Source organism: Streptomyces justiciae, from assembly GCF_015163075.1.
Classification (GTDB): domain Bacteria; phylum Actinomycetota; class Actinomycetes; order Streptomycetales; family Streptomycetaceae; genus Streptomyces; species Streptomyces justiciae.
On record NZ_JADDXU010000005.1, the window covers coordinates 499760 to 522436 of the forward strand.

The window sequence follows — 22677 nt, forward strand, 5'->3', positions numbered from 1 at the left end:
GGCCTGCGTCCGGCCGCCGTTACCCGGCGTCCGGATAACGGAACCCTGCAGCCCGCATCACGTTTATGCATCCTTTCCTCGCCAAGTCTGGCAACAGATCGCCAAAGCGTTGAAGACTCCCGCAGCAGGGGTGGGTTCGCCCCTGTGTACGACGGACTGATCACGCCGCTACAGCGGCAAGTGCGGGCCGGCTACCGCCGGTTGAGAGGGGTCCCTGCCAGATGACGGCACCATTGCACGAGCCGACCGCGGAAGCGGCCCCGAGCGCGGCCGAAGAAGCGGCGGTCAACGCCGGCGCCAAGGCCGTACAGGGACGTTCCCTGGGCCGGATCGCCTGGGAGCGTTTGAAGCGGGACAAACTCGCCCTCGCGGGCGGCGTCGTCGTGCTCTTCCTCATCGCGGTCGCGCTGCTCGCGCCCGTGATCACCAGCCTGTACGGGCAGGACCCGAACGCGTACAACGACAAGGACCTGATCGACCCGCTGTTCGGCACCCCCAAGGGGTCCTTCGGCGGCATCAGCGGCGACCACTGGCTGGGTGTCGAGCCGGTCAACGGCCGCGACATCTTCGCCCGCATCGTCTACGGCGCCAGGATCTCGCTGCTCGTCGGCTTCCTGTCCGCCATCGTGGCCGTGATCATCGGTACCGTCCTGGGTGTCCTGGCCGGCTTCTTCGGCGGCTGGGTCGACTCCGCCATCAGCCGGGTCATGGACGGTCTGCTGGCCTTCCCGCAGCTGCTGTTCATCATCGCGCTGGTCTCCGTCATGCCGAACAACATGCTGGGACTCTCCGGTACGGGCGTCCGCCTGTTCGTGATGATCCTCGTCATCGGCTTCTTCGGCTGGCCCTACATCGGACGCGTGGTGCGCGGCCAGACGCTCTCGCTGAGGGAGCGTGAATACGTCGAGGCGGCCCGCTCCCTCGGCGCCGGGCGGCTCTACATCCTGTTCAAGGAACTGCTGCCCAACCTGGTCGCGCCGATCATCGTCTACACGACGATGATGATCCCCACCAACATCCTCACCGAGGCGGCGCTCAGCTTCCTGGGCGTGGGCGTCAAGCCCCCCACGGCCTCCTGGGGGCAGATGCTCTCGAACGCGATCGACTACTACAAGTCGGACCCCACCTACATGGTGGTCCCGGGTGTGGCGATCTTCATCACCGTTCTTGCCTTCAACCTCTTCGGCGACGGCGTGCGGGACGCGCTGGACCCGAAGGGCTCCCGCTGAACTGCCGTACCAAAAGCGTCCCGTGGCACCGACACGGGGTCTCTCATCAAATCCGGAGGATCCGAGATCGTGACTACCCAACGCACCTCAGGGCGGCGGAAGCAGGCATTTGCCGCTGCCGCCGCGGTCGCCGCGCTGCTGACCACGGCGGCGTGCGGCGGCGGCAACGACGACGGCGGTGACAAGGGCTCGGCGACCGGCGCGGCCGGCTTCAACGCCGCGAACAACAAGGTCGCCCAGGCCTCGCTCGCCAAGAAGGGCGGCGAGCTGAAGTTCGCCGGTGCCCAGGACGCCGACTCGTGGGACACCACGCGCGGTTACTACGGCTTCATGTGGAACTTCGCGCGCTACTACAGCCGCCAGCTCGTCACGAACGCCGCCGAGCCGGGCAAGAAGGGCACCGAGCTCACCCCGGACCTCGCCACCGGTCTCGCCAAGGTCACCGACGACGGCAAGACCTACACGTACACCCTGCGTGACGGCATCACGTGGGAGGACGGCAAGCCGATCACGTCCAAGGACGTCAAGTACGGCATCGAGCGCGTCTGGGCGCAGGACGTGCTGTCCGGCGGCCCGGTCTACGTGAAGGACGTCCTCGACCCCAAGGGCGAGTACAAGGGCCCCTACAAGGACACCTCCGCCGACAAGCTCGGCCTGAAGGCGATCGACACTCCGGACGACAAGACCATCGTCTTCCACCTGCCGGAGGCCAACGCCGACTTCGAGGAGATCCTCGCCCTGGTCTCGGCCTCCCCGGTCCGCCAGGACAAGGACACCAAGTCCAAGTACGGCCTGAAGCCGTTCTCCTCCGGCCCGTACAAGTTCCAGTCGTACAGCCCGGGCAAGGACCTGGTCCTGGTCCGCAACGACAAGTGGAGCCAGGCCTCGGACCCGATCCGCAAGGCCTACCCGGACAAGATCTCGGTCAAGTTCTTCTCGAACGCCAACGACCTGGACGCCCGTCTCCTCGCCGGTGACTACGACCTGGACATCAACCAGACCGGTCTGTCCCCGCAGGGCCGCACCACCGCCCTTCAGGAGCACAAGGCCAACCTGGACAACCCGGTCTCCGGCTACATCCGCTACGCGACCTTCCCGCAGAGCGTGAAGCCGTTCGACAACGAGCACTGCCGCAAGGCCGTGATCTACGGCGCCGACCACGTCTCGCTGCAGACCGCGCGCGGTGGCCCGGTCGCCGGTGGTGACATCGGCACCAACATGCTCCCGCCGACCGTCCCCGGTTCCGAGGGCCAGTCGTACGACCCGTACGAGCTGAACGGCGCGAACAAGAACGGCAACGTCGCCAAGGCCAAGGAAGAGCTGAAGGCCTGCGGTCAGCCGAACGGCTTCAAGACCACCATCGCCGTCCGTAACAACAAGCCGGTCGAGGTCGCGACCGCCGAGTCTCTCCAGGCCTCCCTGAAGAAGATCGGCATCGACGTCAACATCGACCAGTACGACGGTTCGCAGACGTCCGGCATCATCGGCAGCCCCTCGAACGTGAAGAAGAAGGGCTACGGCATCATCATCATGGGCTGGGGCGCCGACTTCCCGTCGGTCCAGGGCTTCGGTCTGCCGCTGTGGGACGGCAAGTACATCCTCGAGAGCGGCAACAACAACTTCGCCCTCATCGACGACAAGAAGATCAACGGTCTGTTCGACACCTACGTGAAGACGCAGGACGACGCGGGCAAGCTGGCGATCGCCAAGGACATCAACCACGCGGTCATGGAGGGCGGCTACTACCTGCCCTTCGTCTTCGAGAAGTTCGTCAACTGGCGCGGTGACCGCCTGGCCAACGTCTACACCTCGGACGGCTACAGCGGTATGTACGACTTCGTCAACCTCGGCCTGAAGTCCGCGAAGTAAACCCGGCACACCCGCCGTACGGCACGAAAGGCAGGTGAAGGCCGGCGACGCGGGAGCGCGGGCCACCGGATGATCTCCGGTGGCCCGCGGCCCGCGGCGGGCCGAGAGCTGTGCTCGCTTACCTCATCAGGCGGCTGTTCGCCGCCGCAGTGATGCTCGTGGTCATCATCATGGTGGTCTTCGGCATCTTCTTCCTCGTCCCCAAGTGGGCGGGCGTCGACGTCGCCTTGAGCTTCGTGGGCAAGCAGGCCGACCCCGCCGCCGTCGAGGGCGTGCGGCAGAAGCTCGGACTGAGCGACCCGATCTACTCCCAGGTCTGGGAGTTCTTCAAGGGTCTCTTCGCCGGTCGCACCTACGTGGGCGGTGGCGACTCCGTGCACTGTGCCGCGCCGTGCTTCGGGTACTCCTTCCGCACCGAGCAGGCCATCTGGCCGGTGATCACGGACCGCTTCCCGGTGACCCTGGGTCTGGCGCTCGGTGCCGCCGTGCTGTGGCTGCTGTTCGGTGTCGCCGCCGGTGTGCTCTCCGCGCTCAAGCGGGGCAGCCTGTGGGACCGCGGTGCGATGGTCGTCGCCCTCGCGGGTGTCTCCCTCCCGATCTACTTCACCGGTCTGCTGAGCCTCGCGATCTTCTCGTACAGTCTCGGCTGGGTCGAGGGCGAGTACGTGCCCCTCGACGAGAGCTTCACCGGCTGGCTCGGCGGCATGATCCTCCCCTGGATCACCCTCGCCTTCCTCTACGCGGCGATGTACGCCCGGATCACCCGGGCCACGATGATGGAGATCCTCGGCGAGGACTACATCCGCACCGCCCGCGCGAAGGGCCTCAAGGAGCGGGTCGTCATCGGCAAGCACGCCATGCGCTCCACGATGACCCCCATCCTGACCATGCTCGGCATGGACCTCGGCGCCCTCATCGGCGGCGCGATCCTGACCGAGACCACGTTCAGCCTGCCGGGCCTCGGCCAGGCGGTGCTCAACGGCATCAAGACCCAGGACCTGCCCATCATTCTGGGCGTCACCCTGATCACTTCTCTCGCGGTGCTGATCGCCAACCTCGTGGTGGACATCCTCTACGCCGTGATCGACCCCCGAGTGAGGCTCGCATGACCGAACTCAGCAAGAGCGGAGCGGCCGTGGGCGAGCCCACCCCCGCCTCGCCCACGCCGACCGCCTTCCTCGAAGTGCGCGACCTGAAGGTGCACTTCCCGACCGACGACGGCCTGGTCAAGTCCGTCGACGGGCTCTCCTTCAAGCTGGAGAAGGGCAAGACCCTCGGCATCGTGGGCGAGTCCGGCTCCGGCAAGTCGGTGACCTCGCTCGGCATCATGGGCCTGCACACCGCCGGCCAGTACGGCAAGCGCAAGGCGCAGATCTCCGGCGAGATCTGGCTGGACGGCACCGAGCTGCTCACCGCCGACCCGGACCACGTGCGCAAGCTGCGCGGCCGCGAGATGGCGATGATCTTCCAGGACCCGCTGTCGGCGCTGCACCCGTACTACACGATCGGCCAGCAGATCGTGGAGGCGTACCGCATCCACCACAACGTGGACAAGAAGACCGCGAAGAAGCGCGCGGTCGAGATGCTCGACCGGGTCGGCATCCCGCAGCCGGACAAGCGGGTGGACAACTACCCGCACGAGTTCTCCGGTGGTATGCGCCAGCGCGCGATGATCGCGATGTCGCTGGTCAACAACCCCGAACTGCTCATCGCGGACGAGCCGACGACCGCCCTGGACGTGACCGTCCAGGCGCAGATCCTCGACCTGATCCGGGATCTGCAGAAGGAGTTCGGCTCCGCGGTCATCATCATCACCCACGACCTGGGCGTCGTCGCCGAGCTCGCCGACGACATCCTGGTGATGTACGGCGGCCGCTGCGTCGAGCGCGGTCCGGCGGAGAAGGTGTTCTACGAGCCCCGCCACCCCTACACCTGGGGTCTGCTCGGCTCGATGCCCCGCCTCGACCGTGAGCAGCAGGAGCGGCTGATCCCGGTGAAGGGCTCCCCGCCCTCGCTGATCAACATCCCGTCCGGCTGCGCCTTCAACCCGCGCTGCCCGTACGCGGACATCCCGAAGGACAACGTCACCCGCACGGTCCGCCCGGAGCTCGCCGAGGTCGGCAGCCAGCACTGGGCCGCCTGCCACATGACGCAGGAGCAGCGGGAGCGGATCTGGACCGAAGAGATTGCGCCGAAGCTGTGAGCGAGGACAAAGTGAGCATCCCTGCGCAGAGCGATGGCGCGCTGGTCACCAAGGCCGACGCCGCCCCCGGTGAGACCCTGCTGAAGGTGACCGGGCTGCAGAAGCACTTCCCGATCAAGAAGGGCCTGCTCCAGCGGCAGGTCGGCGCGGTCCGCGCGGTCGACGGCATCGACTTCGAGGTCAAGGCCGGCGAGACCCTCGGTGTCGTGGGCGAGTCCGGCTGCGGCAAGTCGACCATGGGCCGGCTGATCACCCGGCTGCTCGAACCGACGGCCGGCAAGGTCGAGTTCGAGGGCCAGGACATCACGCACCTCGGCGTCGGCGGCATGCGTCCGCTCCGCCGCGACGTGCAGATGATCTTCCAGGACCCGTACTCGTCGCTGAACCCGCGCCACACCATCGGCACGATCATCGGCGCGCCCTTCAAGCTCCAGGGCGTGACCCCTGAGGGCGGGATCAAGGCGGAGGTCCAGCGGCTGCTGTCGGTCGTGGGCCTCAACCCCGAGCACTACAACCGCTATCCGCACGAGTTCTCCGGCGGTCAGCGTCAGCGCATCGGCATCGCCCGCGCGCTCGCCCTGAACCCGAAGCTGGTCGTGGCCGACGAGCCGGTCTCCGCGCTCGACGTGTCGATCCAGGCCCAGGTCGTGAACCTGCTGGACGACCTCCAGCAGGAGCTCGGCCTGACGTACGTGATCATCGCGCACGACCTCTCGGTCGTCCGGCACGTCTCGGACCGGATCGCGGTGATGTACCTCGGCAAGATCGTCGAGCTGGCGGACCGCGAGTCGCTGTACAAGGCGCCGATGCACCCGTACACCAAGGCGCTCATGTCGGCGGTGCCGATCCCGGACCCGAAGCGCAAGAACGCCAAGTCCGAGCGCATCCTGCTCAAGGGTGACGTGCCCTCGCCGATCTCCCCGCCGAGCGGCTGCCGCTTCCACACCCGGTGCTGGAAGGCGACGGAGATCTGCAAGACGACCGAGCCGAAGCTCGTCGAGCTGAAGCCGGGCCAGCAGGTCGCCTGCCACCACCCGGAGAACTTCGAGGACCAGGCTCCCCAGGACACGGTCCTGCTGACGGTCGCGAAGGAAGCGGCGGAACTGGTGGCGGACGAGGTCCTGGCGGAGAGCGCGGAGACGTCGGCGGCGGTTGCGGCGGAGGTCGGTGCCTCTGAAGACACCGGCGAGTCGACCGACCAAGGGGCGCGGGGAACTGCGCGACCAGCCCCCACCGACCCGCAGCCGACCGACGAGCCCGCGGAAGCCGAAGCCGACGGTCAGGAGTCAACTGACAAGTAGCGCATGACGACTTGGCAAAGTCATGCACATGCCCGTCCGGGAGAGTCCACAGTCGTCCGTGTCCGACTTATCGGCACACGCTCGAAAGGGACGACACATGAGACTCTCCCGTTCGGCACGCTTAGGGGCCATCGCCACGGCGGTGGCCTCTTTCTGCGTCATCGCGGCCGCCCCCGCTCCCTCACCCGGAGCCCCCGGCCTCGGCGACAGCTACTTCCCGCTCCTCGGCAACGGCGGCTTCGACGCCCGCCACTACGCCCTCGACATCGCGTACAACCCGGACACCGACCGCCTCGACGGCCGTACGACCCTCACCGCCCGCGCCACCCAGAACCTCTCCGCGTTCGACCTCGACCTCCAGCAGCTGGAGGTCACGAAGGTCGAAGTGAACGGCAGACGCACGGCGTTCACCCGCGACGGCGACGAACTGCGCATCACCCCGCGCGGCACCCTCCCCAAGGGCCGTGACTTCACCGTGCGGGTCACCTACGGCGGCGTCCCCGAACCCCTCGGCGGCCCCATCGTGTTCGGCTCGAACTACGGCTGGATGAAGACGACCGACGGCGTCTTCGTCGCCTGCGAGCCCAACGCCGCCTCCACCTGGTTCCCGTCCAGCGACCACCCCGACGACAAGGCCACCTACGACATCCGCATCAAAGCGCCCAAGGGCCTGACCGGCGTCTCCAACGGCCGGCTCGTCTCGACGTACGACAAGGGCGGCTCGACGTACACCCACTGGCGCGAGACCAAGCCCATGGCGACCTATCTCGCGACCGCGACGATCGGCAAGTTCGACGTCCGGACCGGCACCACCCCCGGCGGCACCCCGATCTACGTCGCGATCGACCCCGTCCTCGCGAACAGCAACAACGTCGACGTGTACGCCGTCACGGCCGCCGCCACCGACTACTGGTCGGAGGTCTTCGGGCCGTACCCCTTCGAGGAGACCGGCGCGATCGTCGACGACATGCCCGAGGCGGGGTTCTCGCTGGAGGTGCAGACGAAACCGGTCTACTCGGCCGTGCGCAACGAGACGACGATCGTGCACGAGCTGGCCCACCAGTGGTTCGGCGATTCGGTGTCGGTGGAGCGCTGGAAGGACATCTGGCTCAACGAGGGCTTCGCCACCTACGCCCAGTGGCTGTGGGCCGAGCACCAGGGCACCCGCAGCGCCCACGACTCGTTCCTCGCCGGGTACAACGCCCGCCCGGCCGACGCCCCCTTCTGGCAGATCACGGTCGGCGACCCGCAGCGCGACACCATGTTCGCCTCCGCGGTCTACCAGCGCGGCGCGATGACCCTCCAGGTGCTGCGCGAACGCATCGGCGACGCGGCCTTCTTCAAGCTGCTGCCGACCTGGACGAAGATCCACCGCTACGGCAACGCGAACACGGCCGACTTTGTCCGGCTCGCGGAGAAGATCTCCGGACAGCAGCTGGACGATCTGTTCCAGACCTGGCTCTTCACCACAGGGAAACCGGCCCTTCCGGCCGGGTGATCCTTGCATTGCAAGGTTCACCCCCGCTCATAGGTAAGAATATGGGGTGCTTGAGCCACTGTTTGCCCCCTCCGTCCAGCACACGCTCGACCTGATCGGCATCTTCGTCTTCGCCATCTCCGGCGCGCTGCTGGCCGTGCGCAAGAACTTCGACGTCTTCGGCATCGCCGTCCTCGCCGAGGTCACCGCGCTGGGCGGAGGGCTGTTCCGGGACCTGATCATCGGCGCGGTGCCCCCGGCCGCCTTCACCGACCTGGGGTACTTCGTCACCCCGCTGCTCGCCGCGCTCCTGGTCGTCTTCCTGCACCCGCAGGTCGAGCGCATCCAGCTCGGCGTGAACGTCTTCGACGCGGCGGGCCTCGGCCTGTTCTGCGTGACGGGGACGACGAAGGCGTACGACTACGGTCTCGGCCTCACCCAGTCCGCCACCCTCGGCCTCGCCACCGCGGTCGGCGGCGGTGTGCTGCGGGACGTGCTCGCCAACGAGGTGCCGTCGCTGCTGCGCTGGGACCGCGACCTGTACGCGGTCCCGGCGATGGTCGGCGCCACGATGGTGGTGCTCTGCATCCGCTACGACACCCTGACCCCGCTCACCAGCTCCCTCGCCGTGATCACGGCCTTCGTGCTGCGGCTGCTGGCGATGCGCTACCACTGGCGAGCTCCGCGGGCCTGGAACCGCCGGTCGACCGTACGCGAGGAGTAGCGGCCCCCACCCTGCTGTGCAGCAGCCCCATCTCCTCGGTCAGCCAGCGGAACGCCGGGACCACCTGGGGCCGCCACAGCGCCATGGTGTGGCCGCCCGCGCTCCTCGGGACGTAGACGACATGCACGGTCGTCGGGGCCTTCGCGATCTGTTCGAGGCCGGTGGCCGCCTCGTAGCCGTCGCCCGGCTGACCCGACTGGTAGAGCGCGATCGCGGGCGGGGTGCGGGCGTCGCGCAGCAGGACGTAGGGGTTGTTGGCGCGGCGCAGGGCGGGGGTCTCGGCGGCCAGCGAGGCGCGCTCGCCGATCGGGTCGTTGTAGCCGGACATGCTGATCGCGGCCATGTAGCGGTCGGGGTGGGCGACGGCGAGCTTGGTCGCGCAGTGCCCGCCCGCGGAGTACCCGGCGGCCGCCCAGCCCGCGGGGCCCGACTGGGCGCGGAAGTTGTCCGTGACCATCTTCGGCACGTCGATGCTGAGCCAGCTGTCGGCGTTCACCGTGCCCGGGATGTTGGCGCAGCCGGTGTCCACCCCGGCCAGCAGGTTCATCCGCGGGGCGACCAGGATGAACGGCGCCACCTTGCCGTCCCGCATCAGCGGCCGGAGCTGGTTCACCGCGTGCAGCGAGCCGAACCAGGCCTTCGCCGAGCCCGGGTAGCCCGACAGCAGCTCCACCACGGGGAACTTGTGGTGCCGGTAGGCGGGCTTGCCGTACTGCGGCGGCAGCCAGACGTAGACCTCGGCGTTCACGCCCGACACCCGGCCCTTGAGCTGGGTGACACGGACGCCGCCCATGCCGGGCCCGGAGGCGGCGGTGAAGTGCTGGCGGACTTTGGGCAACCGTTTCAGCGCGATGCCGCCGGTGCCGTCGGCGCCGAGGTTCGCGGCCTGCTGGACGTGGTCGCCGGTGCCGAGGAGGTCGGCCCAGTTGTCGTACAGGTTGTTCTCGTTGTTGACCAGCACGAAGACGAGCGCGACGGCCGTGCCCTGGGCGAACAGCACCATCAGCAGCCGGCCCAGGGCGCGCAGCGGCTTCGGCCCGCGCAGCCGCGACCACAGCGCCAGCGGAAGCAGGACGGCGACGACGGACAGCACGATCAGCGTGTAGAGGAACGCGGTCCCGGTGAGGCTCATGTCCCTACAGAGGGCGAGGCCGGGCCGGGGGTTTACGGACGAGTACGGACACTTACCGAGAAATTGCCCGGGTCTCACCTGGATGGGTCCATGGTGGGCGCCGGGCAAAGCTACCGCTTAGTAGTTAGCTGTTGTACCGTTCACTCATGCCAGAAGCAGCCTCCGTCACGCGCGCCACGATCGGCGACAGCGAGTTCGACCGCGACACCGCGGTCACCCGCCGGGAACCCGGTGTCTACGACATCGACCTCTCCGCCGGCTGGACGATCATCAACGCCGTCAACGGCGGCTATCTGCTGGCCGTCCTCGGCCGCGCCCTCGCGGACGCCCTGCCGCACGCCGACCCGTTCACCATCTCCGCGCACTACCTCACCGCGTCCCAGCCGGGCCCCGCGGTGATCCGCACGGACGTGGTCCGCACCGGCCGCACCCTCTCCACCGGTCAGGCCTCGCTCTTCCAGTACGACGAGCAGGGCGCCGAGGTCGAACGCATCCGCGTCCTCGCCTCCTACGGCGACCTCGACTCCCTCCCCGACGACGTCCGTACGACGGCGAAGCCGCCCGCGTTCCCGCCCATGGACCACTGCTTCGGCCCCGAGGACGGGCCGGCCCCCGTCGAGGGCAGCTCGGCCATCACCGAGCGCCTGATGCTCAAGCTGGACCCCTCGACCCTGGGCTGGGCCCTCGGCGCCCCGTCCGGCAAGGGCGAGATGCGCTCCTGGTTCGGCCTCGCCGACGGCCGCGACGCCGACCCCTTCTCCCTGCTGCTCGCGGTGGACGCGCTGCCGCCGACCGCCTTCGAGATCGGCCTCAAGGGCTGGGTCCCCACGGTCGAGCTGACGGTCCACGTCCGCTGCCGCCCGGCCCCGGGCCCGCTGCGCGTCTCCATCACCACCCGCAACCTCGCCGGCGGATTCCTGGAGGAGGACGCCGAGGTCTGGGACAGCGCGGACCGCCTGGTGGCCCAGTCCCGGCAGCTGGCTCGGGCGCGGCTGGCCTGAGGGCTGGGACGGCTTTCGGTGCGGGCGGAGCGGGCGCCCGCCCGAGGCTGTCGGTCCCGTCGGCGATCCTGGTGCCGTGAAGTCCGACCGCCTCCTCTCCATCCTGCTGCTCCTCCAGACCTGCGGCCGTGTCCCCGCGCCCGAACTCGCCGAGCGTCTCGAGGTGTCCGTCCGGACCATCTACCGGGACATCGAGGCCCTGTCCGCCTCCGGCGTCCCGGTCTACGCCGAGCGCGGCCGGCACGGCGGCATCGAACTCCTCGCGGGTTTCCGCACGGACGTCACCGGACTGACCGCCGACGAGTCCCGCGCCCTGTTCATCCTGGCCGCGCAGGGCGCGCACGCCGCCCTCGGCCTCGACACCGCGCTCGGTTCCGCCCTGCGCAAGGTGATGGCGGCGCTCCCGGCCCCGCACCGCCCCGCCGCCGACGTGACCTCGCGGCGCATCCTGGTCGACGCCACCCGCTGGAAGGGCGGCCCCCAACCCGCCGTGGACCTCCAGGTGTTGCAGGACGCGGTCTTCACCGACCGCAGGCTGCGGTTGCGGTACCGGCACAGCGGGGAGCGCGAGATCCGGACGTACACGGTCGACCCGTACGGCCTCGTCTCCAAGGCGGGCGTCTGGTACCTGGTCGCCGACCGCAGGGCGCGGCCGCGGCTGTTCCGCGCGGACCGGGTGCGCGCGGCGACCGTGCTGGCGGACACCGTGCGGCGCCGGCCCGGTGTCGAACTCGCCGACGCCTGGGAGCAGTTGCGCCGCCAGGTCGAGGAACGCCCCGGCGGCATCGACGTCGTCGTCCGCGTCCGCCGCGACCGACTCGACCTGTTCCTGCGGATGATGACCGGCTGGCTGACCGAACTGCCCGACGACGACGGCGCACAGGAGTGGGTGACCGCCCGGCTGTCGTACGGCGTCCTGGGCGAGGCCCGTCAACTCCTCGCGTTCTCCGACCGCGTGGAGGTCCTCTCGCCGCCCGAGGTGCGCGCGGAACTGGCCCGGGCGGCCGCTTCTGTCACGGACCTGTACCAGCGAGTAGGCCGGGATTCGGAAGAGAACCCCAGGTCAGAGGGTCGGCTTTAGAACCGCTTTGCCTTACGCACAGGCCGGGGACAGCGCGGGCCCAAGGAAGCCCTAAGGCGCGTTGATTGAGTGCCCGCCTCAAGACTCCCCTCATTTTTCTTGGAGTTGTTTCTCATGAAGCGTGTGCGTCTCGTCCCCGCAGTGGCTCTGCTGGCGCTCTCGCCCCTCGCCCTGGTGGCCTGTGGCTCGGGGGACTCGTCGTCCTCCTCGAACAGCGGCAACTCCGCGCAGCAGTCGTGTCAGGCACCGTCCGGCGCGCCCAGCGGCAACCCCTCGGGGATGCCCAGCGGCGCACCCTCGGGTGCCCCCACGGCCAACGGCACCGCCCAGCCGTCCGGTGCGCCCTCGGGCATGCCGAGCGGCGGGCCGGGTGGCGGTCAGGGTGGTCCCGGCGGCGGCCAGGGCGGCGGCTGCGGCGGCCCCGGCGGTGGCGGCGGCGGGATGCCCAGCGGCGCGCCGAGCGGTGCGCCCAGCCAGCAGGCGACCGCGTCGGCGACGAAGAGCTGACCTCGCGGGTCGTACGACAAGGGCGGCACTCCCGGTGAACGGGGGCGCCGCCCTTCGGCGTCCGCGGCCGGGGCCTCAGTCCAGCCAGTGATGACGGCCGATGCTGATCAGCCGCATCTGGCGGGTCGCCACCTGGATCACCCGGTCCCGCTCCTGCGGGGTGGCCTCCTGGGCCTCCAGGAACAGGGAGGCGGTGATCAGCATCTGGTCGACGTACAGGTTGGCGAGCATCAGGAGGTCGTCGTCGCTCCAGCCGGCCGACTCGGGGTCCTTGGCCAGCTCGTCCTTCACTTCCTGGCCGAACCGGGCCAGTTGCTCCCGGATGGCGTCCCGGACCGGCTGGACCCCGCCATGTCGTTCCCGGGCGATAAAACGGACATGTGCGGGGTACGCGTCCACGTGACGGGCGATCAGCTCGACGGCGCGCGCTATGCGTTCCTCGCTGTCGTCCGCCGTGGACACCGTCGTCCGGATCATCGGGTGCAGGCTGCCCAGTGCCTCCTCGACCAGTGCCGTGCCGAGATCCGCCGTGGAGCGGAAGTGCCGGTAGAAGGCGGTCGGGGCGACGCCGACCGCGCGCGTGACCTCGCGCAGGCCCAGGCTGCTCAGGCTCTGCTCCTCCAACAGTCCCAACGCCGCGTCCAGGAGCGCCTGTCGGGTCTTCTGCTTCTGGGCCTGTCGGATGCCGAGGGTGTGACTCATGCCATGCAGTAAACAACTGTTCTCTGGAATTGAGAAGCCGTCGCGCGCGCTAGACTCTGTAGTCAGTGAACAAGTGTTACTACAACTGTTCACCGAAACGTAACGAGAGATGCCCACGCGGGGCGTCTCGGAGGGGGATTCATCCCATGCTGTTCCTCGTCGCCGCACTCCTGCTCTTCGGCGCCGTCCTGGGCACCGTCGCCCACGCGCCGCTGACCTTCACCGCCGTCGCCGCCGCCGTGATTGCCGGCTGGCTCGGCATCTTCGCGCTCCGCGAGCGCCACGCACGTCGTCACAGCTCGACCCACTGATCCGCAGACTCACCCGTTCTGGGGGACTGATCACCATGCAGCTCACCGCACCGCGCACCGACAGCACCACCGCCACCCGCGATGCCGACGGCATGGCCGTGGCCGCCTTCATCCTCGGCCTCGTGGGCCTCCTCGTCCTCAACGTCTTCCTCGGCCCCGTCGCCATCGCCCTGGCGACCGTCGCCCTGTGGCGCGGCACCGCCCGCCGCGGCCGCGCTTTCCTGGGCCTGGGTCTCGGCATCGCCGACCTGGTCGTCCTGGTCGCCGCCATGCAGCTGGACAGCACGGTGTCCTGGAGCTTCTAGGGGCGGGCCTGAAAGCCGGGCCCCGCGACCGGGCCCGTAGAATCGGGTCACCATGGCTTACCTCGACCACGCCGCGACCACCCCGATGCTTCCCGAGGCAGTCGAGGCGCTCGCCGCACAGCTGGCCGTCACCGGCAACGCCTCCGCCCTCCACGCGGCCGGCCGCCGCGCGAGGCGCACCGTCGAGGAGTCCCGCGAGGCGCTCGCTGAATCCCTCGGCGCCCGCCCCAGCGAGGTCGTCTTCACCTCCGGCGGCACCGAGGCCGACAACCTCGCCGTGAAGGGCCTGTACTGGTCCCGCCGCGACGCCGACCCGGCCCGCACCCGGGTGCTCGCCAGCCCCGTGGAGCACCACGCCGTCCTGGACGCCGTCCACTGGCTCGGCGAACACGAGGGCGCCACCGTCGAGTACCTCCCGGTCGACGCGTACGGCCGCGTCCACCCCGACGCCCTGCGCGAGGCCATCGCCCGCGACCCCGACGACGTGGCCCTCGCCACCGTCATGTGGGCCAACAACGAGATCGGCACCATCCTGCCGGTCCGCGAACTCGCGGACGTCTGCGCCGAGTTCGACGTCCCGCTGCACGCCGACGCGGTCCAGGCCTACGGCCAGATCCCCGTCGACTTCGCCGCCTCCGGGCTCGCCGCGATGACCGTCTCCGGCCACAAGGTCGGCGGCCCCTACGGCATCGGCGCCCTGCTGCTGGGCCGCGAGTACACCCCCGTCCCCGTCCTGCACGGCGGCGGCCAGGAGCGCCATGTCCGCTCCGGCACCCTCGACGTCCCCGCCATCGCCTCCTTCGCCGTCGCCGGCCGGCTCGCCGCCGAGCAGCGCGAATGGTTCGCCCGCGAGATCGGCGCCCTGCGCGACGCGCTCGTCGAGGCGGTCCGTACGGCGGTGCCGGACGCGATCCTCGGCGGCGACCCGGTGGACCGGCTCCCGGCCAACGCCCACTTCACGTTCCCCGGCTGCGAGGGCGACTCGCTCCTGCTGCTCCTCGACGCCCAGGGCATCGAGTGCTCCACCGGCTCCGCCTGCACCGCCGGCGTCGCCCAGCCCAGCCATGTCCTCCTCGCCACCGGCACCGACCCGGACCTGGCCCGCGGCACCCTCCGCTTCTCCTTCGGCCACACCTCCACCGAGGCCGACGTGGAGGCGGTGGCCAAGGCGATCGGCCCGGCGGTGGAACGGGCGCGGGCGGCGGGGCTGACGTAGCGGCGCCGGGACTCAGACCACGGCCGTCCGCGCCTTGCGCACCAGCTTCATGTACCGGTCCCAGTCCCAGTGTTCGCCCGGGTCGGTGTGGTCCGTCCCCGGCACCTCCACATGGCCGATGATGTGCTCGCGGTCGACGGGTATGTCGTAGCGCGCGCAGATCCTCGCCGTCAGCCGGGCCGAGGACGCGTACATCGCGGCGGTGAAGTCCTCGGGCCGGTCCACGAAGCCCTCGTGCTCGATGCCGACACTGCGTTCGTTGTAGTCCCGGTTGCCCGCGTGGTACGCCACGTCCAGCTCGCGGATCATCTGCGTGACGCGGCCGTCCTGGCCGACTATGTAGTGCGCCGCCGCCTGGTGGCCGGGGTCCTGGAAGGCCTTCACCGCGCTGGCGAAGCTGCCCTGGGTGACATGGATGATCACCATGTCTATGGCGTAGTCGTCGGGCCGGTCCGCGCGCCGCCAGTTGGCGTCGGAGGCCGCCACCCACTTCGCGCCCCGGTAGTCCACCGCGCCCTCGACCCGCGGCTTCTCCACACCCGGCGTACGCCACCACAGCCGCGCCAGCTCGTCCCGGGCCAGCACACCGGTGCCCACCGCGGCCGCCGCCCCGCCGATCAGCAGGGCGCGCCGGCCGATGCGCCGGTCGCCGTCCTTGGATGCCTCTGTCGCCCCCATGTGATCGTGAACGGATACTCGTGGGCTCCGGTTCCCGCGCCCCCGTACCCTGGAGGAGTTATGACTCACTCCACGCAGCGCCCCCTCCGCGTCCTCGCCGCCATGTCCGGCGGCGTGGACTCCGCCGTCGCCGCCGCCCGCGCCGCGGAAGCCGGCCATGACGTGACCGGTGTCCACCTCGCCCTCTCGGCGAACCCGCAATCGTTCCGCACGGGCGCGCGTGGCTGTTGCACCATCGAGGACTCCCGCGACGCCCGCCGCGCCGCCGACGTCATCGGCATCCCGTTCTACGTCTGGGACCTCGCCGACCGCTTCCGCGAGGACGTCGTCGAGGACTTCGTCGCCGAGTACGAGGCCGGCCGCACCCCGAACCCGTGCCTGCGCTGCAACGAGAAGATCAAGTTCGCCGCGCTCCTCGACAAGGCGCTCGCGCTGGGCTTCGACGCGGTCTGCACCGGCCACTACGCCCAGGTGATCGTCCGCGAGGACGGCTCCCGCGAGCTGCACCGCGCCTCCGACATGGCCAAGGACCAGTCGTACGTCCTCGGCGTCCTCGACGAGAAGCAGCTCGCGCACGCCCTGTTCCCGCTGGGCGACACCGTGACGACGAAGGACGAGATCCGCGCGGAGGCCGAGCGCAGGGGCCTGGCGGTGGCGAAGAAGCCGGACTCGCACGACATCTGCTTCATCGCCGACGGCGACACCCAGGGCTTCCTCGCGAACCGGCTCGGCAAGGCCGAGGGCGACATCGTCGACGAGTCCGGCGCCAAGGTCGGCACCCACGAGGGCGCCTACGGCTTCACCATCGGCCAGCGCAAGGGCCTGCGGATCGGCACCCCGGCCGCCGACGGCAAGCCGCGCTACGTCCTGGACATCTCCCCGGTGAACAACACGGTCACGGTCGGCCCGGCAGCCTCCCTCGACGTCAGCGCCCTGACGGCCATCAAGCCGCGCTGGTGCGGCACGGCCCCCGAGGGCCCCGGCACCTACACCGCCCAGCTCCGCGCCCACGGCGGCGAGACCGAGGTGACCGCGGAGCTGGTCGACGGCTCCCTGGACGTCCGCTTCACGGAGCCGGTCCGCGGGGTCGCCCCCGGCCAGGCGATCGTCCTGTACGACGGCACGCGCGTGGTGGGCTCGGCGACGATCGCGACGACCACGCGCGCGACGGCGGCCGCTACGGCGTGAATCGCCCGGCCATCGCTACGGCGTGAATCGCCCGGCCGTCGCTACGGCCTGAAGTACTCGGCGAGCACCGGGGCCAGGGCGTTCGGATCCACCATGTGGGTCTGACCCTCCAGGCTCCGGTACGCCCCCTGCGGCACCGCCTCCGCCACCGCGCGCGTGGCCTCGCGCAGCCAGTCGGGGCTCGCACCGCCCGCCACGGCCAGCACAGGGGCCGTGATCGAGGCCAGCCGCTCCCGCGGCAGCAGGCCGCCGCCCATCACGGCGTCGTCGTGGGCGAGGCTCGGGGCGACCGCCTCCATGTCGGCCCACATGGGCGACTGCCGGGCGCCCTGGATCATCTCGGGCGCCATGCCGGTCAGCGTGAGGAACAGCTCCACCGCGTCCCCGCGCCGGCCGTCCGCGAGCGCCGCAGTCAGGTTCTCGGTGTACGCGGCGCGCTCCTTCGCCCCCTGCGCGGAGAAGTCGGCGAACGGCGTCTCGTACACGGCGACCTTGCGGACCGGCAGCCCGCTCGCCGCCGCCTCCAGGACCAGCGCCCCGCCCGACGAGATGCCGTACAGACACGCCTCACCGCCCGCCGCGTCGATCAGCGCGGCGAGATCCTCGACCTCACGCTCCACCGCGTACGGGGCCGTGTCGCCGCTCGCGCCGCGGCCCCGCCTGTCGTACACGACGGCCGTGAACCGGTCGGCCAGAAGCGCGCCCAGCGGCGCCACGGTGCCGCCCGTCGACATCGCGCCGCTCACCAGGATCACGGCTGGGCCCTGGCCGGAGGTCTCGTAGGCGATGGGGGTGCCGTCGCGGGAAAGAGTCTTCTTGTCCATGCCTGTGGAGACTGCCACCGGTCACGGAACTAATCGATGATTTCCACCTCGTAGAAGCAGAGGTGGTCCTTGATCTGCGCGACGTCGGGCTTGGGATCGGGATAGGACCACACCAGGTCGGCGGCGTCCGGCAGCGACCAGTAGGACGCCGTTCCCTTGAACGGGCAGTAGGTGTGGGTGTCGGACGGGGTCAGCAGGTCCAGGCGTACGTCCTCGGCGGGGAGGTAGTACCGCGGGGGACAGCCCGTCTCGCGCAGGACGAGGGGCCGTTCGCTCTCCGCCAGGATCTGCTCGCCGTGCACCACGCGCACGTGCCGGTCGCCTTGCTCGATGGTGATCGTGTGTCCTGAGGCCATGAGAGGAAAAGCGCTCGCGGGCCCCCGGTTCTTCCCGCGTACGGTGGCCCCATGCGAATCTGTGTCTTCCTCTCCGCCGCCGACCTCGACGACCGTTACACGCGCCCCGCGCGCGAGTTCGCGAAACTGCTGGGCAAGGGCGGGCACACGCTCGTGTGGGGCGGCTCGGACGTCGGCCTGATGAAGGTCGTCGCCGACGGCGTGCAGGAGGCGGGCGGCAGGCTCGTCGGGGTGTCGGTGGAGTTCCTCGCCGCCAAGGTCCGCCCGGGCGTCGACGAGATGGTCATCGCCAAGGACCTCGCCGAACGCAAGCGGCTCCTCCTGGAGAAGGCCGACGCGGTCGTCATCATGGTGGGCGGCACCGGCACGCTCGACGAGGCTACCGAGATCCTGGAGCTGAAGAAGCACGGCCACACCGACAAGCCGGTGGTCCTGCTCAACACCGCGGGCTTCTACGACGGGTTGAAGGAACAGTTCCGGCGCATGGAGGACGAGGGCTTCCTGCCCCTGCCCCTCACCGACCTGGTGTTCTTCGCGGAGGAGCCGGTGGGGGCGCTCGCGTACCTGGAGGAGGGGCAGGGCGTCGCGTAGTGCGACGATGACGACCATGGCTACACATGTGATCACCGGGGCGGGCTCCGGCATCGGCGCGGCCGTCGCCCGCCGCCTCCACGCGCGCGGGGACGACCTCGTCCTGCACGCGCGCGACGCGGGCCGCGCGAAGGAACTGGCGGCGGAGTTCCCCGGCGCGAAGACGCTCGTGGGCGACCTGGCGGACCCGGACAAACTGTCCTGGGCCTTCTCCCACCAGTCGCTGCCCGACCGGGTCGACTCGCTTCTGCACATCGCGGGCGTCGTCGACCTCGGCCCGGTCGGCGACCTCACCCCGAAGTCCTGGCGCCACCAGCTGAACGTCAACCTGATCTCCCCGGCCGAGCTGACCCGCCACTTCCTGCCCCAACTCCGCGCCGCGCGCGGCCATGTGGTCTTCGTGAACTCGGGCGCGGGCCTCAACGCCCACGCCGACTGGTCCGCGTACGCCGCCTCCAAGCACGGCCTCAAGGCCCTCGCCGACTCCCTGCGCCACGAGGAGCACGGCAACGGCGTCCGGGTCACGACCGTCTACCCCGGCCGGACGTCCACCCCGATGCAGGCCAAGGTCCACCAGCAGGAGGGCAAGGAGTACGACGCCGACCGGTGGATCGACCCCGAGTCGGTGGCGACGGCCATCCTGATGGCGATCGACCTTCCCCGGGACGCGGAGGTCAACGACCTGACGGTGCGGCCGGGACGCTGACGGAACGGCCGGCGGCGTTGCATACGCTGTCCAGGTGAGTGCCAACAGCCAGTTCACCTTCGCCGCCGCCACCGGCGTCGGCTCCCTGCCCGGCGGGGACGCCCGGGAAGCCGCCAAGACGGCGACGGGCTCCTTCGAGGACTTCCCGTTCCTGCCCGAGCTCCCCGCCCGCGGACCCGGCGCCGACATGATCGGCCGGACCGCGGGGATGCTCGTCGAGCTGTACGCGCGCGTGGAGCCCAGCGGCTGGCGGCTCGGGGACCGGCCGGGCCGGGACACCAAACGGGCGCGGTCCTGGCTCGGCGAAGACCTCGACGCGCTGGAGGAGTTCACCCAGGGGTACGAGGGACAGCTGAAGGTGCAGGCCGTCGGCCCCTGGACGCTGGCCGCCGCCCTGGAGCTGCGCAACGGCGAGTCCGCCCTCTCCGACGCCGGTGCCTGCCGTGACCTCGCCGGCTCGCTCGCGGAGGGCCTGCGGCAGCATCTGGCCGAAGTACAGCGCCGCGTCCCCGGCGCCCAGCTGGTCCTCCAGCTCGACGAGCCCTCCCTCATCGCCGTACTCCGCGGGCAGGTCAGGACGGCCAGCGGCTACCGCACCCACGGCGCCGTCGACCGGCAGGTCGTCGAGTCCGCGCTCCGCGACGTCGTCGGGGTTCACGCCGACGGCCCCGTCGTGGTCCACTCGTGCGCACCGGACGTCCCGTTCGCCCTGCTGCGCCGGGCGGGCGCGGCGGCGATCTCCTTCGACTTCTCGCTCCTCACCGAGCGTGACGACGACGCGATCGGCGAGGCGGTGGAAGGGGGTACCCGGCTCTTCGCCGGTGTCGTACCCGGCACGGACGCGGCATTGTCAGACCCTGCCGGTAGCGTCATGGGTGTCAGGACGCTGTGGCGCAGGCTGGGGCTGCATCCGGGGCTTCTCGCGGAGGCGGTGACGGTCACTCCGGCGTGCGGCCTCGCGGGGGCCTCCCCGGAGTACGCGCGCAGGGCTCTCGCCCACTGCGTCCAGGCGGCGAGATCTCTCGCGGACAACCCAGAGTAACGGGAGGACAACACGGTGGCCGGCGACAAGCAAGCGGAGACGACGGTGCCCGCGGAGGCACGGGAGAAGCACGCGCAGCTCGCTGAGCAGATCACGGAGCATCGCACCCGGTACTACGCGGAGAGCGCCCCGGTCATCAGCGACGCGGAGTTCGACGAGCTCCTGCGTTCCCTGGAAGCCCTGGAGGACGAGTACCCGGAGCTGCGCACGCCGGATTCACCGACGCAGACGGTCGCGGTGGAGTTCGAGACGGACCTCGCGAAGGTCGAGCACCGCGAGCGCATGCTCTCGCTCGACAACGTCTTCGACGACGCCGGGCTCGCCGCCTGGGCCGAGCGGGTCGCGAACGATGTGGGCACGTCCGACTACCACTTGCTGTGCGAGCTCAAGGTCGACGGTCTCGCGGTGAACCTCACCTACGAGAACGGTCGGCTCACCCGTGCGGCCACCCGAGGCACCGGGCGGATCGGTGAGGACATCACGCCCAATGTCATGACGATCAAGGAGATCCCGCACCGGCTCAAGGGCGACAAGGTTCCGCAGCTCGTCGAGATCCGCGGCGAGGTCTACTTCCCGATGGACGCCTTCGAGGACCTCAACGCACGCCGCGTGGAGGCGGGCGAGAAGCCCTACGCCAACCCTCGCAACTCCGCCTCCGGTTCACTGCGTCAGAAGGACGCCAAGGTCACGGCGACGCTGCCCCTCCACATGGTCGTCCACGGCATCGGTGCTCTGGAGGGCTTCGACGGCATGACCCGCCTCTCCGAGGCCTACGACCTACTCAAGACCTGGGGTCTGCCCACCTCCACGCACAACAAGGTGGTCGACGACCTCGACGGAGTACGGGAGTTCATCGCGTACTACGGCGAGAACCGGCACTCCGTGGCGCACGAGATCGATGGCGTGGTCGTCAAACTCGACGAGATCCGCCTCCAGGGCCGCCTCGGCTCCACGGCACGCGCGCCGCGCTGGGCGATCGCGTACAAGTACGCGCCGGAAGAGGTCAACACCAAGCTGATCGACATCAAGGTGGGTGTCGGTCGAACCGGTCGTGTCACGCCGTACGCCCAGGTCGAACCGGTCACGGTCGCGGGCTCCGAGGTCGAGTTCGCCACTCTGCACAACCAGGACGTCGTGAAGGCCAAGGGCGTTCTCATCGGTGACACGGTGGTGATTCGCAAGGCCGGGGACGTCATCCCGGAGATCCTCGGCCCGGTCGTCGACCTGCGCGACGGCAGCGAGCGCGAGTTCGTGATGCCGAGCGAGTGCCCGGAGTGCCAGACGCCGCTCAAGGCCATGAAAGAGGGCGACATCGATCTGCGGTGTCCCAACGCCCGTACCTGCCCGGCCCAGTTGCGGGAGCGAGTCTCCTACCTCGCGGGCCGGGAGTGCCTGGACATCGAGCACTTCGGCGAAGTGGTCGCTGCCGCGCTCACCCGGCCGCTGGAGCCCACGGATCCGCCGCTCGTAGACGAGGGCGACCTGTTCGACCTGACCGTGGAGAAGCTGCTCCCGATCAAGGCGTACGTCCGCGACAAGGACAGCGGCCTGCCCAAGCGCGACCCGAAGACGGGCGAGGAGAAGGTCGTCACGGTCTTCGCCAACCAGAAGGGCGAGCCGAAGAAGAACACCCTGGCGCTGCTCAAGAACATCGAGGAGGCCAAGACCCGGCCGTTCGCCCGCTTCCTCAACGGACTCTCCATCCGCCATGTTGGACCGGTTGCCGCGCAGGCGCTGGCCCGCGAGTTCCGCTCGATCGAGCGGATCGAGCAGGCCACCGAGCTGGAGCTGGCCAACACCGACGGCGTGGGCGGGATCATCGCCAAGTCCCTCAAGGAGTGGCTGGCGGAGGACTGGCACCGCGAGATCATCCGCAAGTGGAAGGAAGCCGGAGTCTCCTTCGAGGAGGAAGGCACCGGCGACGACGAAGGCCCCCGCCCCCTGGAAGGCCTCACCGTCGTCGTCACCGGCACCCTGGAGCACTTCACCCGTGACGGGGCCAAGGACGCCCTTCAGTCGCGCGGAGCGAAAGTGACCGGTTCTGTTTCGAAGAAGACGTCTTTCGTGGTTGTGGGTGACAATCCTGGTTCGAAGTACGACAAGGCGATGCAGCTCAAGGTGCCCGTTCTGAACGAGGACGGCTTCAACGTCCTGCTGGAAGAGGGTCCGGAAGCAGCCGCCGAAGTCGCGCTTCCGACCGAGGAATAGGCGAGGAGCACGAGACAAGTAGGGCG

At 69.8% G+C, this 22677-nt stretch carries 23 protein-coding genes; 18 read left to right on the forward strand and 5 right to left on the reverse strand.

Annotation, left to right across the window (positions count from 1 at the left end; all coding sequences use genetic code 11):
* The first annotated feature begins 221 nt into the window (after positions 1 to 221).
* From IQ210_RS17590 to IQ210_RS17620, 7 genes are all read left to right on the forward strand, one after another.
* Complete coding sequence (locus IQ210_RS17590) at positions 222 to 1229, forward strand: ABC transporter permease (RefSeq protein WP_194079940.1); 1008 nt, start codon at positions 222 to 224, stop codon at positions 1227 to 1229.
* A gap of 69 nt (positions 1230 to 1298) precedes the next feature.
* Positions 1299 to 3098 carry an ABC transporter substrate-binding protein gene (locus IQ210_RS17595; protein ID WP_194079941.1) on the forward strand — a complete coding sequence of 600 codons (1800 nt, stop codon included), beginning with the start codon at positions 1299 to 1301 and terminating at the stop codon, positions 3096 to 3098.
* Positions 3099 to 3208: 110 nt separating this feature from the next.
* Complete coding sequence (locus IQ210_RS17600) at positions 3209 to 4207, forward strand: ABC transporter permease (protein ID WP_194079942.1); 999 nt, start codon at positions 3209 to 3211, stop codon at positions 4205 to 4207.
* Positions 4204 to 5301, forward strand: coding sequence for an ABC transporter ATP-binding protein (locus tag IQ210_RS17605; RefSeq protein WP_194079943.1), 1098 nt, complete (start codon positions 4204 to 4206; stop codon positions 5299 to 5301). The genes IQ210_RS17600 and IQ210_RS17605 overlap by 4 nt, the downstream gene beginning before the upstream one ends.
* 11 nt (positions 5302 to 5312) lie before the next feature.
* Positions 5313 to 6602, forward strand: coding sequence for an ABC transporter ATP-binding protein (locus IQ210_RS17610; RefSeq protein WP_314203038.1), 1290 nt, complete (start codon positions 5313 to 5315; stop codon positions 6600 to 6602).
* Between the two features lie 97 nt (positions 6603 to 6699).
* On the forward strand, positions 6700 to 8100 hold the full coding sequence (locus tag IQ210_RS17615) for a M1 family metallopeptidase (RefSeq protein ID WP_194079944.1): 1401 nt from the start codon (positions 6700 to 6702) through the stop codon (positions 8098 to 8100).
* Positions 8101 to 8146: 46 nt separating this feature from the next.
* Positions 8147 to 8803, forward strand: a complete 657-nt coding sequence (locus IQ210_RS17620) for a trimeric intracellular cation channel family protein (protein ID WP_194079945.1) — start codon at positions 8147 to 8149, stop codon at positions 8801 to 8803.
* Here IQ210_RS17620 and IQ210_RS17625 read toward each other — a convergent pair.
* Complete coding sequence (locus IQ210_RS17625) at positions 8712 to 9935, reverse strand: alpha/beta hydrolase (RefSeq protein ID WP_194079946.1); 1224 nt, start codon at positions 9933 to 9935, stop codon at positions 8712 to 8714. The genes IQ210_RS17620 and IQ210_RS17625 overlap by 92 nt on opposite strands.
* 146 nt (positions 9936 to 10081) lie before the next feature.
* On the opposite strand from IQ210_RS17625, the gene IQ210_RS17630 reads away from it, so the two are divergent.
* From IQ210_RS17630 to IQ210_RS17640, 3 genes are all read left to right on the forward strand, one after another.
* The gene (locus IQ210_RS17630) at positions 10082 to 10936 is read left to right on the forward strand and encodes a thioesterase family protein (RefSeq protein WP_194079947.1); all 855 of its coding nucleotides are present in this window, start codon (positions 10082 to 10084) and stop codon (positions 10934 to 10936) included.
* Between the two features lie 76 nt (positions 10937 to 11012).
* On the forward strand, positions 11013 to 12017 hold the full coding sequence (locus tag IQ210_RS17635; RefSeq protein WP_194079948.1) for a helix-turn-helix transcriptional regulator: 1005 nt from the start codon (positions 11013 to 11015) through the stop codon (positions 12015 to 12017).
* A gap of 114 nt (positions 12018 to 12131) precedes the next feature.
* Complete coding sequence (locus IQ210_RS17640; protein WP_194079949.1) at positions 12132 to 12524, forward strand: hypothetical protein; 393 nt, start codon at positions 12132 to 12134, stop codon at positions 12522 to 12524.
* Positions 12525 to 12599: 75 nt separating this feature from the next.
* Here the strand turns inward: IQ210_RS17640 and IQ210_RS17645 are convergent, their stop codons facing one another.
* Entirely contained in the window at positions 12600 to 13226 is a 627-nt protein-coding gene (locus IQ210_RS17645) for a TetR family transcriptional regulator (protein ID WP_194079950.1), read from the reverse strand.
* A gap of 146 nt (positions 13227 to 13372) precedes the next feature.
* On the opposite strand from IQ210_RS17645, the gene IQ210_RS17650 reads away from it, so the two are divergent.
* Genes IQ210_RS17650 through IQ210_RS17660 form a run of 3 tightly spaced genes read left to right on the forward strand, consistent with a single transcriptional unit; the run spans position 13373 to position 15058 of the window.
* Positions 13373 to 13537, forward strand: a complete 165-nt coding sequence (locus IQ210_RS17650) for a hypothetical protein (RefSeq protein WP_194079951.1) — start codon at positions 13373 to 13375, stop codon at positions 13535 to 13537.
* Between the two features lie 35 nt (positions 13538 to 13572).
* Positions 13573 to 13842, forward strand: a complete 270-nt coding sequence (locus IQ210_RS17655) for a DUF4190 domain-containing protein (protein ID WP_194079952.1) — start codon at positions 13573 to 13575, stop codon at positions 13840 to 13842.
* Positions 13843 to 13894: 52 nt separating this feature from the next.
* The gene (locus tag IQ210_RS17660; protein ID WP_194079953.1) at positions 13895 to 15058 is read left to right on the forward strand and encodes a cysteine desulfurase family protein; all 1164 of its coding nucleotides are present in this window, start codon (positions 13895 to 13897) and stop codon (positions 15056 to 15058) included.
* Between the two features lie 12 nt (positions 15059 to 15070).
* On the opposite strand, the gene IQ210_RS17665 is transcribed toward IQ210_RS17660, so the two are convergent.
* The gene (locus IQ210_RS17665; RefSeq protein ID WP_194079954.1) at positions 15071 to 15736 is read right to left on the reverse strand and encodes an N-acetylmuramoyl-L-alanine amidase; all 666 of its coding nucleotides are present in this window, start codon (positions 15734 to 15736) and stop codon (positions 15071 to 15073) included.
* A gap of 60 nt (positions 15737 to 15796) precedes the next feature.
* Between IQ210_RS17665 and mnmA the strand changes: the two genes are divergently transcribed.
* A complete protein-coding gene (gene mnmA, locus IQ210_RS17670) occupies positions 15797 to 16924 on the forward strand; it encodes a tRNA 2-thiouridine(34) synthase MnmA (RefSeq protein WP_194079955.1) in 1128 nt (375 codons plus the stop codon).
* A 41-nt stretch (positions 16925 to 16965) separates the two neighbouring features.
* On the opposite strand, the gene IQ210_RS17675 is transcribed toward mnmA, so the two are convergent.
* Together IQ210_RS17675 and IQ210_RS17680 are read right to left on the reverse strand one after the other, a co-directional pair.
* Complete coding sequence (locus IQ210_RS17675; RefSeq protein ID WP_194079956.1) at positions 16966 to 17748, reverse strand: alpha/beta fold hydrolase; 783 nt, start codon at positions 17746 to 17748, stop codon at positions 16966 to 16968.
* 29 nt (positions 17749 to 17777) lie between these two features.
* Positions 17778 to 18104 (reverse strand): DUF427 domain-containing protein, encoded by a 327-nt coding sequence (locus tag IQ210_RS17680; RefSeq protein WP_194079957.1) that lies wholly within the window; start codon positions 18102 to 18104, stop codon positions 17778 to 17780.
* 51 nt (positions 18105 to 18155) lie between these two features.
* Here IQ210_RS17680 and IQ210_RS17685 point away from each other — a divergent pair, with 51 nt between their 5' ends.
* The 4 genes from IQ210_RS17685 to ligA are packed head-to-tail and all read left to right on the forward strand — an operon-like array spanning position 18156 to position 22651.
* Positions 18156 to 18695 (forward strand): LOG family protein, encoded by a 540-nt coding sequence (locus tag IQ210_RS17685; protein WP_194079958.1) that lies wholly within the window; start codon positions 18156 to 18158, stop codon positions 18693 to 18695.
* 16 nt (positions 18696 to 18711) lie between these two features.
* Positions 18712 to 19401: an SDR family oxidoreductase gene (locus tag IQ210_RS17690; protein WP_194079959.1), complete on the forward strand. Its 690-nt coding sequence runs from the start codon at positions 18712 to 18714 to the stop codon at positions 19399 to 19401.
* Positions 19402 to 19435: 34 nt separating this feature from the next.
* Positions 19436 to 20443, forward strand: coding sequence for a methionine synthase (locus tag IQ210_RS17695; RefSeq protein WP_194079960.1), 1008 nt, complete (start codon positions 19436 to 19438; stop codon positions 20441 to 20443).
* A 15-nt stretch (positions 20444 to 20458) separates the two neighbouring features.
* Positions 20459 to 22651 (forward strand): NAD-dependent DNA ligase LigA, encoded by a 2193-nt coding sequence (ligA, locus tag IQ210_RS17700; protein WP_194079961.1) that lies wholly within the window; start codon positions 20459 to 20461, stop codon positions 22649 to 22651.
* Positions 22652 to 22677: the final 26 nt, after the last annotated feature.